Source organism: Caulobacter sp. 602-2, assembly GCF_011043625.1.
Taxonomy (GTDB): Bacteria; Pseudomonadota; Alphaproteobacteria; order Caulobacterales; family Caulobacteraceae; genus Caulobacter.
Genome location: NZ_JAAKGT010000002.1, coordinates 308,516 through 324,614 on the forward strand (window position 1 = coordinate 308,516; position 16,099 = coordinate 324,614).

Annotated in this window: 10 protein-coding genes; 3 read left to right on the forward strand and 7 right to left on the reverse strand. The window is 70.3% G+C overall.

What is annotated here, in order from left to right; all coding sequences use genetic code 11:
* Entirely contained in the window at window positions 1–2,046 is a 2,046-nt protein-coding gene (locus tag G5B46_RS05960; protein ID WP_165256984.1) for a TonB-dependent receptor, read from the reverse strand.
* Between the two features lie 122 nt (window positions 2,047–2,168).
* Window positions 2,169–2,591, reverse strand: a complete 423-nt coding sequence (locus tag G5B46_RS05965; protein WP_165256985.1) for a DUF2946 family protein — start codon at window positions 2,589–2,591, stop codon at window positions 2,169–2,171.
* 100 nt (window positions 2,592–2,691) lie between these two features.
* Between G5B46_RS05965 and G5B46_RS05970 the strand changes: the two genes are divergently transcribed.
* A complete protein-coding gene (locus G5B46_RS05970; protein ID WP_165256986.1) occupies window positions 2,692–4,488 on the forward strand; it encodes a DUF885 family protein in 1,797 nt (598 codons plus the stop codon).
* A 153-nt stretch (window positions 4,489–4,641) separates the two neighbouring features.
* Here G5B46_RS05970 and G5B46_RS05975 read toward each other — a convergent pair whose 3' ends face one another.
* A complete protein-coding gene (locus G5B46_RS05975) occupies window positions 4,642–5,172 on the reverse strand; it encodes a dihydrofolate reductase family protein (protein ID WP_165256987.1) in 531 nt (176 codons plus the stop codon).
* A 237-nt stretch (window positions 5,173–5,409) separates the two neighbouring features.
* Here G5B46_RS05975 and G5B46_RS05980 point away from each other — a divergent pair, with 237 nt between their 5' ends.
* Both G5B46_RS05980 and G5B46_RS24665 read left to right on the forward strand, forming a co-directional pair.
* The gene (locus G5B46_RS05980; RefSeq protein ID WP_165256988.1) at window positions 5,410–7,461 is read left to right on the forward strand and encodes a TonB-dependent receptor; all 2,052 of its coding nucleotides are present in this window, start codon (window positions 5,410–5,412) and stop codon (window positions 7,459–7,461) included.
* A 47-nt stretch (window positions 7,462–7,508) separates the two neighbouring features.
* Window positions 7,509–8,225, forward strand: coding sequence for an energy transducer TonB (locus tag G5B46_RS24665; protein WP_165256989.1), 717 nt, complete (start codon window positions 7,509–7,511; stop codon window positions 8,223–8,225).
* Window positions 8,226–8,359: 134 nt separating this feature from the next.
* Here G5B46_RS24665 and G5B46_RS05990 read toward each other — a convergent pair whose 3' ends face one another.
* The 4 genes from G5B46_RS05990 to G5B46_RS06005 all read right to left on the reverse strand — a co-directional run bounded on the left by G5B46_RS05990 (window position 8,360) and on the right by G5B46_RS06005 (window position 16,089).
* Window positions 8,360–11,194 carry a glycosyl hydrolase 115 family protein gene (locus G5B46_RS05990; protein ID WP_165256990.1) on the reverse strand — a complete coding sequence of 945 codons (2,835 nt, stop codon included), beginning with the start codon at window positions 11,192–11,194 and terminating at the stop codon, window positions 8,360–8,362.
* Window positions 11,195–11,205: 11 nt separating this feature from the next.
* Window positions 11,206–13,125, reverse strand: a complete 1,920-nt coding sequence (locus G5B46_RS05995; RefSeq protein ID WP_165256991.1) for a sialate O-acetylesterase — start codon at window positions 13,123–13,125, stop codon at window positions 11,206–11,208.
* A gap of 157 nt (window positions 13,126–13,282) precedes the next feature.
* Window positions 13,283–15,694, reverse strand: a complete 2,412-nt coding sequence (locus G5B46_RS06000; RefSeq protein ID WP_165256992.1) for a glycoside hydrolase family 3 N-terminal domain-containing protein — start codon at window positions 15,692–15,694, stop codon at window positions 13,283–13,285.
* Window positions 15,695–15,801: 107 nt separating this feature from the next.
* Complete coding sequence (locus G5B46_RS06005; RefSeq protein ID WP_165256993.1) at window positions 15,802–16,089, reverse strand: addiction module antidote protein; 288 nt, start codon at window positions 16,087–16,089, stop codon at window positions 15,802–15,804.
* Window positions 16,090–16,099 lie beyond the last annotated feature (10 nt).

The following is a 16,099-nucleotide window of genomic DNA, read 5'->3' on the forward strand; positions in this document are numbered from 1 at the left end:
TCAGAACGACACCGTCACGCCGCCGAACACCGAGCGGCCGTCACCGGGCCAGACGGCGGCGGTGGCGGCGGTCCAGGTCGTGGCCGCCTGGACGTTGGAGACATAGGCCTCGTCCGTCAGGTTGCGGGCGTCGAGGAACAGCGAGACCCTGTCGGTCGCCTTCCAGCCGGCGTTGAGGTTGACGATCGCGTAGGACGGCGCGGTCTTGGTGTTCTTGTAGTCGATCCACTGGTCGCTGGCCGACCACTCCACCGACGGGGCCAGGAACCAGCCGGCGGCCGCGTCGTAGCGCAGCTCGGCCCGATAGAAGTGCTTGGGCACGATGGGCAGGCGGTTGTCGCCGTACTGGGCGTCGCCGTCGAAGCGGAAGTCCGACAGGGTGTAGGTCTGGCGCAGGCGCCAGCGCGGCGCGAAGGCCCAGTCCAGCGCCGCCTCGATCCCCTGGTGGAGGGTGTCGTCGGCGTTGAAGGTGGCGGCCGGATGCTGGCTGTCGACGGCGAACTGCAGGAGCTCGTTCTTCAGCTTGGCGCGATAGGCGGTCAGGTCGTAGGTGAACGGCCCGCGATGACCCCGCGCGCCCGCCTCGGCGGTCCAGGCTTCCTGCGCCTGGATCGGCGCGAAGCCCACATTGCTCGGCGACAGCGAGCTGAAATTGGGCGGTTCGACCGAGCGGGTGACATTGGCGAAAAGCTGCGAGCCGTCCTCGCCCTGCCACAGCACGCCCACGCGCGGCGACACCCACTCATAGTCCTTGTCGGCCGCCAGGTTGAAGGTCGAGGCTGCGGCGGGGACCTTGAAGCTCTGGTAGTCGCGCTCGGCCCGCCCCCAGGTCAGGCCGCCGACCAGGATCACGTGGTCGGTGACGAACAGGCGGCCCTCGCCGAACACGTCGGCGGCCTGGGCGTTCTGCAGCGACAGCGACTGCAGCGCGCCGCGCCCGCCCCGGACGTTGGTGTAGAAGGCCGAGTCCAGGTCGCCCCGGCGATACCAGGCGCCGACATAGGCGTCGGCCTTCAGCCCGCCGACCTCGCCGTCCCAGTCCAGCCGCCCGAAGGCGCCGTAGTTGCGGCTCTGCTGGTCGATCACCTGGAAGATCGGGTGGTCGAGGTCCTTCCAGACGGCGTAGACCGCGCCCTGGAACACGGTGTGCTCGTCCAGCCGCCAGGTCGTGCGCAGCGAGCCGCGCAGGCCGCGCTGGTTGCGGCCCTGGTCGGCCGCGAGGCTGGCCGCCGCGCTCTGGCGCGGATCGGCCTGGAACTGCGCCAGGGTCAGGGCCCCGGGGATTTCCTGGGCGATGTTGGAGCCGTTGAGGACGAAGCGCACCTCGCGGTCCTGCCCGAAGCTGCGCCCCAGGTTCAGCGTGGCGAACTGGATGTTCTGCTGGCTCTGCGAGCGCCAGCCCTGGCTGGTCTGGTTGGTGGCGGCGGCATAGAGGTCCCAGTCGCCGGACTGGCCTGCGATCGCCGCGTGCTCGCGGATCAGGCCGAACGAGCCGCCGTCGACCCGGACGCGGGCGTTGAACCCTGCGTCCTTGCCCGTGGGCGTCACCATGTTCACCGCCCCGCCCAGGAGAGCGCCGCCGAAGCGCAGGGCGTTGCCGCCGCGATAGACCTCGGCGTAGCGGGTGTTCAGCGGATCGGCGATCTGGCTGTCGCCATAGCCGTCGGCCTCGTTCAGCGGCACGCCGTCCTGGGCAAGCAGCAGGCCGCGATTGTGGTTGGCGTTGCCGATCCCCGAGCCGCGGATCGAGATGCGCACGTCCCCGCCCCACTTGCGCTGGGCGTAGACGCCGGGGGCGTCGCGCAGCATGTCGTCCAGCGCCAGGGCCTGACGGCTGGCGTAGGATTCCTGCGAGATCACCGACACCGCGCCGGGCGTCTCGGACAGGCGCTTGCGGGCGTCGGCGACGACGGAGGGGTCCTCGGCGTTGCGGCGGGCGGTGACGATCACCGACGAAACGGCGCTTTCGGCGTCGTCGGGAGCCGCCAGGGCGGCGGCGGGCGCCAGCGCGGACAACGCGCAGGCGGCCAGGAGAGCGGATTTCATCTTGGGGTCCTTGGACCATGCCCGGCATGGCCATCAGCAGGCGGATCTGGCCGGGCGCAGTCTGGCGCGCGGCGTTGCGAACCCGGCGCGCGGCCGGGCTTGGCCGGTCATGCGACCGGCGGTCAGATCAGCTGGCTGGGCGGTCCCCTGGCAGGAAGCGGCGGCGCGGCCAGGCCCCGACCGGGGGCCAGGTGCACGGCGTGGGCCGGCTCCGGCTGAGCGGCGTAGGCGACGAACTCGACCGGCGCGACGGCCAGGTCGGCCGGCGGCGCGCCCATCGGGACGCCCAGCGCCGCGAAGGCGCAAGGCGCGTCGGCGGGCTTCTCGTCGGCGCCGTCCTTCTTGTGGTCCAGGCGCTCGCCGGGGGCGACGACCATGGCTCCCTGACCGGTGCAGAGCACCAGGGCGAAGGGCAGGCCGTTGCGGGGTTCCGGGGCGGTCATGAAGCCGGCCGGGACCAGCACCTTCAAGACGACCGCCAGCGCCGCGAGCGTCATGAAGACGGCGCGGGCGTTGGTCCAGCGATGGATGGTCGGCCGGGTCACGCCTCAGGCTTTAGCTCAAGCGATGCGGCTTGTCCTTGGTCATTCCGCCCCAGCCACATCATCCCTGGCGCGAAACGCGACGCAGGGTACAACCGAGCCCATGATCGACCGTCGTTCTTTTCTCGCGTCCGCCGCCGCCCTGGCCGCGCCCCTCCCCGCCCTGGCCCGCGAGACCGAGGGCGAGCGCCTGACCGGCGTGCTGGAAGGCCTGATCCAGAAGGCGATGCTCGACTCGCCGCAGCTGATGACCCTGACGGGCATGGACGCCGGCCCCAACGCGGCCGCCCGCGGCAAGCTGGACGACCGCTCGCCGGCCGGGATCGCCCGCACCCGCCAGCTGTTCGTCGACCTTCAGACCCAGCTTGCGACCTTCGACGCCAAGGCGCTGACCGGCATGGACCGGGTCAACCACCGCTCGGCCGCCTACCTGGCCGACACCACCCTGCAGAGCTACGCCATGCCGTTCGGCGACCCGAACGTCGGCGTCGCCGTGCCCTACATCGTCTCTCAGCTGTCGGGCGCCTATCGCGCCGTGCCCAGCTTCCTGGCCGACACCCATCCGGTGAAGACCAAGGAAGACGCCGAGGCCTACCTGTCACGGCTTTCGGCCTTCGCCGTGCTGCTCGACCAGGAAACCGGCCGCGCCCGCGCCGACTTCGCCAAGGGGGCCACGCCGCCCGACTTCGTGCTGCGCACCACGCTCTCGCAGTTCTCGGCGCTGCTCGCCCCGGCGCCGGCAAAGTCGGAACTGGTCACCGGCCTGACCCGCCGCACCGCCGCCATCCCCGGGGATTGGGAGGCGCGCGGGGCCAGGATCGTCGAGACCGAGGTCTATCCGGCCCTGCGCCGCCAGGCCGACCTGCTGACCGCCGCCCTGCCCACGGCCACCCACGACGCCGGCGTCTGGCGCCTGCCGGACGGCGAGGCCTACTACCGCTACGCCGTGCGCTCGGCCACGACCACGGATCTCGCCGGCGAGGAGATCCACCGCCTGGGCCTGGAGCTGGTGGCCCGCTTTTCCGCCCGCGCCGACGCCATCCTCAAGGCCCGCGGCCTGACCAAGGGCCCGGTCGGCGCCCGCATCGCCGCCCTGCGACGCGACCCGGCCAATCTCTATCCCAACGACGAGGCCGGCCGCGCCGCCCTGCTGGCCGACCTGGAGGCCAAGACGCAGGCCATGCGCGAGCGCCTGCCCGGCTATTTCGGCCGCCTGCCCAAGGCCGGGGTGAAGATCCAGCGCATCCCGCCGTCGATCGAGAGCGGCGCGCCCGGCGCCTACTACACCCCGCCCAGCCTGGACGGCTCGCGCCCCGGCCTGTTCTCGATCAACCTGCGCGACACGGCCGAGCAGCCGCGCTTCGATCTGCCGACCCTGGTGTTCCACGAGGCCATTCCCGGCCACCACCTGCAGAACGCCCTGATGATGGAGGCGCCGGGCATCCCCACCCTGCGCCGCCTGCCGATCTTCTCGGGCTATTCGGAAGGCTGGGCGCTCTACGCCGAACAGCTGGCCGACGAGATGGGCGCCTACAAGGACGATCCGCTGGGCCAGTTGGGCTATGTCGCCTCGATGCTGTTCCGCGCTTCGCGACTGGTGCTCGACTCCGGCATCCACGCCAAGCGCTGGAGCCGCGAGAAGGCCATCGCCTACATGTCGGAAACCCTCGGCGACGCCGAAAGCTCGGTCACCCGCGAGGTCGAGCGCTATTGCGTGCAGCCGGGCCAGGCGTCGAGCTACATGCTGGGCTGGCGCACCTGGACCGACAGCCGCGCCCGCGCGCAAAAGCGGCTGGGCGACAAGTTCAGCCTCAAGGGCTTCCACGACACGGGCCTGACCGCCGGCACCATGCCGCTCGACGTCCTGGCCTCGGTGATCGACGAGTGGAAGGGATCGTAGCGCCCCAATCCCGTCATCCCGGCCGCAGCGAAGCGGAGCGCCGGGACCTCCCAGGTTTCAGATCCTGCCGACGCGCGAGATCCCGGCTCTGCGGACCGCTGACGCGCTCCTCCGGCCGGGATGACAAGTTTTCCTCGGCGGGCCGTTGGCGAGTTAAAGCGGCACGTAGGTCAGCCTGACGACCTCGTCGCCGATGCGGGTGCTGTCCACCAGCCGCAGCTTGGGCTTGGACCCCGCGAAGAACGGTGACCCCTCGCCCAGCACGACGGGGTGCAGGTAGATCCGGTACTCGTCGATCAGGCCAAGCGCGGTCAGGCTGCGGGCCAGGTCCGGCCCGCCGACCTCGATCACCCCCTCGTGGCGATCCTTCAGCGCGCGGACGGCCGTCTCGAGGTCGCCCTCCAGCAGCGTGGCGTTCGGGCCGACCGATGTCAGCGAGCGCGACGCCACCCATTTGGGACAGCCGCGCCAGGCCATCGCGAAGTCGCGCCGGGCCTCGTCCCAATCGGGATGCTCCTCGTCCCAGTAGCTCATGATCTCGTAGAGGCGGCGGCCGTAGAGGCTGCCGGTGAGGCTCCGCGCCTGGTCGACGAAGTACTGGAACAGCACGGGGTCGGGCCCGAACGCCATGTGGTCGACATAGCCATCGAGGGACTGGTTCATGCCGAAGACGAGCTTGGCCATAGCGATCTCCCGGCCTTCTCGAAGGACCAGTCGGAGGTTGCGCGGAAAAACGGCCGGGCGCAAAGCCCCCCTCCCGGCCCATTTTTGCGCCCTCGCATCAACTCGCTATTAAGAGTCACTTGCATTAAGGCGGAAAGGCGACCAAAAGCGTCGCCGTTCGGCGAAGCGCTCTGTCGGGAGTCGCTCGCCCATATGATGCGAATGATTCTTATTCGCTTAATATACGGGGATAGTCGTATGCGCATTTCCAACCGGACGCGCGGCCTGTTGCTGGCCGGCGTCGCCAACCTCGTTCTCGCCGGCCTCGCCCACGGCCAGACCGCCGATGCGGCCGACGAGGCCGTCACCACCAGCAAGCTGTCGCTGGGCAAGGTCGTCGTCTCGGCCGGCCAGGAGAAGGTGGCGATCGACACGCCCCAGGCCGTGACCACGCTGGACCAGGACGACATCGACCAGGCCCAGGCCTCGACCATCGGCGACCTGCTGGCCGGCATCCCTGGCGTCAACACCATGGGCGGCGTCGGCTCGCTGGGCCAGGGCTTCAACATCCGCGGCATGGGCACGGGCCTGGCCGACAGCGACAGTCGCATCCTGATGCAGATCGACGGCGTCACGAAGTTCTTCGAGCAGTACCGGATGGGCGCGTTCTTCAGCGACCCCGAGCTCTACAAGCGCGTCGAGGTGCTGCGCGGCCCGGCCTCGTCCACCCTCTATGGCGCGGGCGCCCTGGCCGGCGTGGTCAGCTTCACCAGCAAGGACGCCTCGGACTTCCTGCAGGGCGACGACCGCTTCGCCGTGCGCCTGCGCGGCGGCGTCGAGAGCAACGCCGAGGCCCGCTTCGGCTCGGGCATCCTGGCCTTCAAGCCGACCGACAAGCTGGAGGTGCTGGGCATGTACACCAGCCGCCGCAGCGACGAGTACGAGAACGGCAGCGGCGAGGTCGTGCCGGCCTCGGAAGCCAGCTCCGACAGCTACCTGCTGAAGGGTCGCTACACCTTCGGCAAGGACCACAGCGTCTGGGCCTCGTACCAGAACTGGAAGAACGACGGCGTCCAGATCTACGACCAGTCCGAAGCCATGGCCACGACCTCGGTGCGCCGCAAGACCATCGACGACACCGCCGTCATCGGCTACCAGAACGCCTTCGAAGGCAACGACCTGCTCGATTTCGAGGCCCAGGTCTCCTACGCCAACAGCAAGGTCAACCAGACCGACACCACCTTCCTGTCGGGGGTGCTGGAGTCGGAGTTCTCGTACAAGACCTACCAGGGCCGCGCCCAGAACACCTCGGAGTTCCAGTTCGGCGGCGACGGCGTCGCCTTCCTGACCGTCGGCGCCCAGGCCTACAAGCAGGAGCGCCGCAATCCGCGCCGCACGGCCACCGGCACCAACCACGGCGCGGCCACCCACCCCGAAGGCGACATGGAGAAGTACGGCCTGTTCGCCCAGGGCGAGGTCACCTACGGCAAGCTGACCGTGATCCCCGGCGTGCGCGTCGACTGGACCAAGCTGCAGCCGGGCCTGGGCGTGACCACGACCAGGAAGGTCAATGACGACGGCGTCTCGCCGAAGATCGCCGCCCTCTACACCCTGACCGAATGGGCCTCGGTGTTCGGCTCGATCGCCCACACCGTGCGCATGCCGGTGCTGGACGAGATCTACAGCCGCACCGCGACGGCCTCGACCAACTACAGCCTGAACCTCAAGCCCGAGGAGTCGGACAACTACGAGGTCGGCGGCACGCTGCAGTTCCGCAACCTGTTCGGCCAGGGCGACCAGGCGCGGATCAAGACCACCCTCTTCCGCAACGACGTCAGCAACCTGATCGCGCGCGGGACCTCGACCTCCAGCTACTTCGTCAACATCGGCGAGGCCCGCTATTCGGGCGTCGAGGTCGAGGCCGAGTACGGCGCCAAGCGCTTCTTCGCCCGCGGCGCGCTGTCGGTGATCGACGGCGAGAACCGCACGACGAACCTGCCGCTGAACACCATCCCGGCCGACACCCTGAACCTGACGCTCGGCTACGTCTTCCCGGCCGAGAACCTGACCGTGGGCTGGCGCGGCGAGTTCGCCGACGACCAGAACGAGACGACCACCGCCTCGCTACGCACGCCGGGCTATGCGGTGCACAACCTGTTCCTGGCCTGGAAGCCTCAGGACGGCGTTCTGAAGGGCCTGGAGGTGCAGGCCGGTGTCGACAACCTGTTCGACAAGACCTTCCGCCGCCACCTGTCGTCGCTCGACGCCGAGGGCCGCACGGTCAAGCTCACGCTCGGCCGCACGTTCTGAAGATGAAGACGCCCTGGCATGTTCGAGCCTGGGCGACGGGGGCGTCGTTGGTCATCAACGGCGCCCTCGGGCTCGCCGTCGTCCAGTGGGAGCAGAGGCCCATCCTCGCGCCCATGGACGACGCGGCCATGCTGATCTCGCTCGGCGATCCGGCCCTGCAGTCCGTGAACAACGCGACCTCGCCGGACGCCGCACCGGCCCCCACGCCGGAAACCGAGCCCGCCCCGCCGCAGCCTTCGCAGCCGGAAAAGCCCGCGCCCAAGCCCCTGCCGCCGCGTCCCGACGGCTGGCTGACGACGGCCGCGCCCAAGTCCGCGCCGCCTTCCCCGACGCCGCCTTCCGAGGCCCCGCGCCAGGCCGCCCCCGCCGCGGCCCAGGCCGCCGTGCCGGCCGCCGCCCGGGCCATGGAGGCCTCCGCCGCCAAGCCGCCGGCGGGCCAGCGCGACGCCGACAGCGTCCAGGCCCACGCCGGAACCAGCACCGCTTACGCGGCAAGGGTCCGCGCCTGGCTGGAGGCCCACAAGACCTATCCGAAGGCCGCCCGCATGCGAAAGCAGCAGGGCACCGCCCAGGTGACCTTTATCCTCGACCGCGCCGGCCACGTGCTGGACTGCCGCCTGACCGGCCCGACCGGCCACGCCTTGCTCGACGCCGAGGTCCGCGCCATGGTCGCCCGCGCCGACCCGTTCCCGGCGCCTCCGCACACGCTGAAGGGCGACCGCATCGAGATGGACGCGCCGGTCGAGTTTTCGCTGAAGAACTAGGAACCTCCCCCTCTGGGGGAGGCGGCCGAAGGCCGGTGGGGGGCGCTTTCAGCTTCCGAGCCGGTCGAAATTCATCAGCATCTCCCCCCACCGATCGCTTCGCGATCACCTCCCCCACAGGGGGAGGTTCCTGGTCACCGACCCTTCATCCCTTCCACTGGCCCCAGATAACTCCCCGGAACCGGCCCGCGCGAGATCACCAGACGCTGGAACACCACGCCCGGATCCACCCGCCACAGCCGCACGCGGTGCGCGCCCGCCGACGGGACGTTCAGCGAAGCCGTCAGTGAACGGATGTTGTCGGCGACCGCCTTGTCCCACGCCTTTTCGGACGGATCGGGAATGGTGTTGACCACCACCGGCGGGGCGTCGTCGATCGACACCGCGAAACGCGGCCCCGTCCCGCCCGTCACGTCCAGGCCGGGCGAAACCAGCACGGTCAGGTCGACCGGCCCGGCCGCTTCGAAATCGACCAGGTACTCCAGCATCGCCCCCTTGCCCGGCGCGCTGGGCGCGGCCGTGGTCGGATAGGCGGCGACGCCCGACAGCGTGCGGCCGAGATTGGGAATGGTCGTCCAGCCGACGCCGTCCGCGACGGTCGCCCTGGCATGGTGCTGCGCCTCGATGGCCAGGGGCCCGCCGGCCTCGATGAAGGCGCCCTTCGCCGGTTTGCGAACCGGGTTGTCGACCACCGCCGTAACCACGACCTCGCGGCCGTCGCCGACGATGCGGATCGGCGTCCGGCTCCGTCCCTTCGGCGCGCGCGCCCAGTCGACCGACACCTCCACCCGCGTATCGCCGCCCGACGGCCGCAGGGCGGTCTTCAGCCAGGCCGCCCCGGACTCGACGGCGAAGTCCGATCGAACCGCGCCGCGCTCGAACACGTCGATCCAGCGGCTCTGCGCACCCCAACGGTGCAGCACCGGAAGGTCCGCCCCGCCCTCGCCCAGAGCCGCCTCGCGTCCCTCGACGGCGACGCCGAAGCCCTCGCCCGACGGCGCGGCGGCCAGCTTGGGCAGGACGTTCGTCTCCGGCTGCTGCCAGCCGGTGTAGCCGATGTGGGTCTGGCTCATCATGTGGCGCCATTTGCCGCCGGCCAGGTCCTCGTGGAACTGGCGGGTCAGTTCGGCGTCGCGGGCGAACAGGGCCCGGACCCGGTCGGCCTCCGCGCCCGCCGCCGCCCGCCCCTGCGCCGCGAACAGGCGGTTGCGGCCGGTCGCGACATAGAGCCGGGTGTGGTTGGCGCTGGCCATGATGGGGAACCAGACCAGCTGGAAGAAGGCGTCGTCCTGGGCCTTGGGAAGCGCCTTGCGCAGGGCCTCGGCGCGGCGCTCCAGATCCGCCCATTCGGCCTCCACCCGCTCGGCCTCGCGGAAATTGACCAGGCTGAAGGTCGCCTCGTCGATCAGCTCGGGCTTACGCCGCGCGTTCAGCCGGGTGTAGCCGTCCAGCAGGGCGGCGATCTCGGCCGCGTGCTCGGGACCGAACTGCGCGCTCGCCCAATCGCGGGTGTAGGTCGAAAGCTTCTCCACCGGCATCGCGCCGGGGTCCCAGGCCAGGTCGAGGAAGAACTCGGTCGGCAGCTCCATCGGTTTGAGGTCGCCGACATTGACGATCCACAGCCGGTCGGCGCCGTGGTCGTCGGCGCGCTTCATCTGCTCCCAGGTCCGCTCGATCTGGTTGGTGTTGAGCCACTTGTAGTTCCGCGGCCCGCCCACATAGTCGAAGTGATAGTAGACGCCGTAGCCGCCCGGCCGCGTCTCGCCCAGTTTCGGCAAGCGCCGGATGTTGCCCCAGTTGTCGTCGGCGAACAGCAGGGTCACGTCGCCTGGAACCCGCATCCCGGCGTCGTAATAGTCCTGCACCTCCTTGTAGAGCGCCCAGACCTGCGGGGTCGCCGACGGGTCCTTGCCCGTCACCTCGCCGATGATCGCGCGCTGGTCGGCGACGATGGTCTCCAGCAGCTTGGTGGCCGTGCCCTGGGTCATCGGCTCGTCGCCGTCGCCGCGCATGCCGACCGTGACCAAGCTCTCGTTGGCGCCCATCCGCGCGATCCCCTCGCGCCAGAAACGGCGTAAGGGCTCGGGGTTCTTCGCATAGTCCCACGGCCCCTGGCCGTAGCGCTCCCACTCGACGTGGGCCCGCATCATCGGCTCGTGGTGCGAGGTTCCGATCACCACGCCCATCTCGTCGGCCAGCACCGCGTTCAGAGGGTCGTCGTCATACAGCGCCTTGCCCCACATGGCCGGCCACAGATAGTCGCCCTTCAGGCGCAGGACGAGCTCGTATACCCGCTCGTAGAAGGCGTGGTTGAAGCCGCCGAACGTGGCGTTGGCCCAGCCGTAGAGGGCCGGGTTCTCGTCGTTGAGGAAGATACCCCGGTACTTGACCTTCGGGGCCTGCAGGTTCGCGCCGGGCGCGACGACGAGGTCGCGGCGCATCGGAACCGGCACGTCGGCCCACCAGGTCCACGGCGAGACGCCGGCGCGCTCGGAAAGGTCGTAGGCGCCGAAGATCGTCCCGCGCTTGTCGGCGCCGACGATCACCAGGGCGCGGGCCACGCCCGGGCGGGGATTGTCGACCACCTGCTGGATAAAGCCTTCCCAACGACCTCTCAGGGCCGAGACGTCGAGCTTGCCGGCCGCGACCAGGGCGTCGATCTGCGCGCTCCTGCCCAGCGTGCCAACGATGACGACGGGCGCATCCTTGGCCGGCTGCGCCCCGCCGGAAAGCTTGGAAAGATCGCCGCGCAGGCCCTGCGCCGCGCGCAGCACGCCGGGCCAGTCGGTGACGTCGGCCTCGACCCGCGCGGGCTTGCCGCCGGCGATCAGCGCAAAGCCGCCCGCGACGGGCTTTTCCGACACCGCCACGGGTTCGGCCGAGCGCGCGGCGGTCGGGGCCGCCAGCGCCGCCGCGGCCGCCACGGCGGCCGCAAGCGCAAGCGCCGAGACGGCCGTGCGGAGCCCCATGACCCCCTTGCTCACGGTGCGACCGCGATCTCGAACGGCCCCAGCGGCAGGCCGGCCATGTCGAAGACGTTGAAGGTCGGCGCATCGGCCCAGGCGAACCGCACCTTGGCCGGGGTCATGCCGGCGGGCGCGGCGATCACGGCCTTGTCGCCCTCGACCCGGGCGTCGGCGAACCGGCAGCCGGCCGCGTCGCACAGCTCGAAGCCGATGGCCTTGTCCGAGCCCCGCGTCGCCAGCCGTTCGGCGACCTGCTCGAAGCGCACCTCGATCGTGTCGCCGATGCGACGGGCGGCCACCGGCGAGGGACCCGTGGTGACGGCCTGCCCCGCCAGACGCCTCGCGCCCCGGGCCAGCCGCTTGCCGACGTCCTGCTTGTTGGTGGGGTGGATGTCGGACGGATCGCCGATGTCGGTGATCACCGCCAGGGCGGCGTGGCCGTCCTTGGCGACCGCCAGGCGCTGGCCCTCGCGCACCCAGGCCCACCAGGAGTCTTCCGGCGCCAGCTGCGGCTTGCCATAGTTGGCCAGCTGCACCACCAGGGCCGGCATGTCGGCGGCCTGGCCGGCGCGGCGCTCGGCCAGCAATTCGCGCATCAGCGGCTCGTAGGTCTGCGGCCGGCCCGTGTTGCTCTCGCCCTGGTACCAGGCAAAGCCCTTGAAGGCGTAGGGCCCCATCGGCGCCAGCATGCCGTTGTAGAGGGTCGACAGCCCCGACAGCGTATCCCACGGCGCGCGCGGCGGCTCGCCGGTCGCCTTGGGCTCGACCTGGTAGCGCCAGGCGGTCAGCGGGATCCTCGTCCCGTCGGCCAGCACCAGGGCGCGGGCGGCGTCGCCGTACATCCCGCCGTTGGCGTAGGTGTCCAGCGCCGAAACGACGATGCGGTTGGGGCCGGCCTTCAGCACGCCGGCCGTCAGCGGATAGACCCGCACCGTGCCGGCGCCCGAGGTCGAGCCGACCCCCACGCCGTTGACGAAGGTGGTGTCGACCTCGTCGACCATGCCGATCTCGAGACTGGCCGCGCCCTTGGCCTGGGCGGCGCTCAGCGTCACCGAGGCCTCGAACCAGACCATACCGTTGAAGTCGGCCAGGGCCGACACGCCCCAGCTTTCCCAGACCCCCAGCCCTTGCGGCGCGGGCGTCCATGCGCCCTGCCCGTTCCAGGGTCCGCCGTCCGCGCCGTTGTGGCGCAGGCTCCACCAGGCCTTGATCGTCTCGCCCCAGCGGCGATCGGCGGCCGGCCGGTCCTTCAGCGACAGCTGCAGGGTGTCGAGCTCGGTTCCGTAGTCGCCCGCCTTGCGCAGGGCGGCCGGGCTCATCCACGCCTCGATCGCCGATCCGCCCCACGAGGCGTGAACCAGGCCCAGCGGCGTCTTGTCGGTCTTTCGCAGCTCGCGGGCGAAGTAGTAGCAGGCGGCCGAGAACGACCCGACCGTGTCGGGAGCGGCGGCCTTCCAGGCCGGGGCCTTGATGAAGGTCGTGCGCGGCTGGCGGCTGTCGGCATGATCGATGTAGGCCATGCGCAGGCCGTCGTCGCCCGCCGAACGGATCTCGGACCAGGAGTTGTTCCCGCGCTCGACCGGCAGCTCCATGTTCGACTGGCCCGAGCACAGCCAGACGTCGCCGACCAGCAGGTCGCGGACGGTCTGCACCGCCCCCGAGGCGGCCTTGGCTTCCAGGGTGTAGGGACCGCCGGCCGTCATCGCCGGCAGGTCGATGCGCCAGGCGCCGTCCGCCCCGGCCGTGGCCGTGGCGCTCTGCTCGCCCAGCGTGACGGTCACCGCCTCGCCCGGCCTGGCGACGCCGAACACCGGCAGCGGCCGGTCGCGCTGCACCACCGCATGGTCGGCGAACAGGCCGTTCAGCAACGGCCCCTGGGCGGCGGCGGGCGTGGCCATCAGGGCGGCCAGCAGGATCGGCGCGACGCGGCGCATGTCTGTCACTCCCTAACCTCAAATCCTCCCCCTATGGGGGAGGTGGCCCAGAGGGCCGGAGGGGGGCCGTTTTCAGCTTCCGAGGTCTTTGCCGACCTCGCAACGACTTCCCCCTCAGTCGGCTTCGCCGACAGCTCCCCCTTCAGGGGGAGCGTCCCTAAGCCACCGTCAGCTTGGCCGACTTCAGGTCAACCGAGTTCGGTCCGACCAGGATCGAGAAGTCGCCCGGCTCGACGACCCGCTTCATGGCGAGGTTCCACATCCACAGGTCCGACGGCTTCACCTCGAAGGTCACTGTCTTCTTCTCGCCGGGCGCCAGGGTGACGCGCTTGAAGTGCTTCAGCTCCAGCACCGGGCGGGTCACCGAGGCGGCCTCGTCGTGGACATAGAGCTGCACCACCTCGTCGCCGGCGACCTTGCCGGTGTTGGTCACCTCGACCGACACCGTCGTGCTCTCGCCCTGGCCGATGCGGGCCTTCGAAAGCCGCGGGGCCGAGATGTCGAAGCTGGTGTAGGAAAGCCCGAAGCCGAACGGATAGAGCGGGCTGGTGGCCCGGTCGAACAGATAGCCGCGGCGGGCGGTGGGCTTGCGGTTGTAGTAGATCGGCAGCTGGCCGACGTCGCGGGCGATGCTGACCGGCAGCTTGCCGCCCGGATTGGCCCGACCGAACAGCACGTCGGCGGCGGCGTTGCCGGTCTCCTGCCCCAGGTACCAGCCCTCGACCAGGGCGTCGGCCTTTTCCGCCAGCAGGTTCACCGACAGCGGACGGCCGTTCAGCAGCAGCACCACGGTCGGCTTGCCCAGGGCGAAGATCGCGCGGGCCAGGTCGTTCTGCTGGCCCACCAGATCCAGGCTGTCGCGGTCGCCCAGGTGATTGTCGGCCCAGGCCTCGCGGCTGGTCTGCTCGTTGTCGCCCAGCACCATGACGACGACGTCGGCCTTCTTGGCTGTCTCGACAGCTTCGGCGATGAGCCTGGCGTTCACCGCCGGATCGACCAGCTTGACCTCGTCGGCGGCCCAGACGCGCTTTTCGGTGATCCGCACGGCTTCGGCGTAGTCGAGGGCGAAGCCCTGGGCCTTGGCTTCGGCGGTCAGGCCCTCCAGCACCGAGACCACGTGGCGCGGTTCGTCGGAATAGCCGCCGATCGGGGTGTCCCTGGCGTGCGTGCCCAGGAGGGCCAGGCGCTTGATCTTCTTGCCGTCCAGCGGCAGCAGGCCCTTGTCGTTCTTCAGCAGGACCACCGCCTTGCGGGCGGCCTCGCGGGCCAGGGCGATCGCCTGGGGCGTCGCGGTCTTGGCGTCGGCCGCTTTTTCATCCGCATACGGATTTTCGAACAGACCGCCCTCGAACTTGATCTTCAGCACCCGCGCCACGGCCGCGTCGACGGCCGCCTCGGGGATGCGGCCCGAGCGCACCAGTTGCGGCAGCAGGGCGTAGGCCTCGCCGTCCGGCAGCTCGACGTCGACCCCGGCGTTGATCGCCATCACCGCCGTGTCGGCCAGCTGGTCGGTCAGCTTGTGGCGGCTGATCATCTCCTTGATGGCGAAGTAGTCGCTCATCGTCGCGCCTTCGAAGCCCCACTCGCCGCGCAGGATGTCGGTCAGGAGCCAGCGGTTGGCGTGCGAGGGCACCCCGTCGATCTCGTTGTAGCTGGGCATGACCGAGCGCACCGGCAGCTCCTTCACCGCCCGTTCGAACGGCGGGAAGAAGTTCTCGCGCAGGGTGCGCTCGGCGATCTGGGCCGGACCGACATTGGTGCCGTTCTCGGGCTGGCCGTGGCCGGTCATGTGCTTGAGGGTGACGAACACCTTGTCGGGCGCCAGCGGCAGGGTCTTGCCCTGGAAGCCGCGGATGGCGGCCAGGCCCATCTCGGCGCAGACATGCGGGTCCTCGCCGTAGGTCTCCTCGATGCGGCCCCAGCGCGGGTCGCGGGCCACGTCGACGACGGGGGCCAGGGCGATGTTGGAGCCCCGCGCCCGCATCTCCTTGGCCGCCACCGAGAACACCTGCTCGACGAGGTCGGGGTCGAAGGTCGAGGCCAGGGCGATCGATTGCGGGAAGCTGGTCGCATCGCGGGCGACATAGCCGTGCAGGGCCTCGTCGTGCATCAGCATCGGGATGCCCAGGCGCGTCTTCTCCATCGCCCACTTCTGGGCGGCGTTGACGTAGCGGGCCGTCTGCGGCGCGTTGCGGCCCACCGAGCCGTCCTCGGCCCCGGCGGCGGCGCCCACCTCCTTGGCGGGCTTGAGGCCCCGGCGGTCGGTCGGACGCGAGATCTGGCCCAGGCCGTTGGGGAAGTTCTTGCTGGCGGTCTCGGGCGAGAAGTCGCCCTCCGGCGTCTGGATCGCGGCCTTGGTCAGCCAGATGCCGATCAGCTGGGCGGCCTTCTCCTCCAGCGTCATGCGCGACAACAGGTCCTTGACCCGCGCGTCGACCGGCTGGGCGGCGTCCTTGTAAAGCGCCTTGCCGTCCGCCGCCTTCGGCGCGGCGCGAACCACCGGGGCCATGGCGGCGCCGAGGGCGGCCAGGCTGACGCCCAGCGTGCGGCGAGTAAGGGTGGTGGTCATCCTGTCGTTTCCCCAGCGTCTGTCACGGCGGCTTCGCGCCGTCTTGCCTGACACTATGGGAGAGCTTGTCAGACCACTCAAGCCCAAATGTTACCGGTCACTTTTGTTTATCGTACAGCGATCGTCGAAAGGCGCAGGCCAAGTGCGCTCACCACCTTGAGCACGGTCTCAAAGCGAGGGTTACCTTCAGCCGCCAGCGCCTTGTAGAGGCTTTGTCGTCCCAGCCCTGCGGCTTCCGCCACCTCTGTCATGCCCTTCGCCCGCGCCAGGACGCCCAGCGCATCGGCGATGAAGGCCGCGTCATTAGTCGCCAGGGCCTCGTCCAGATAAGCAGCGGCCGCTTCCGGGGTCTCGACGTAAACCGCAGGGTCGAACGGCTGGGTGTCGATGCTCATGCATCATCGC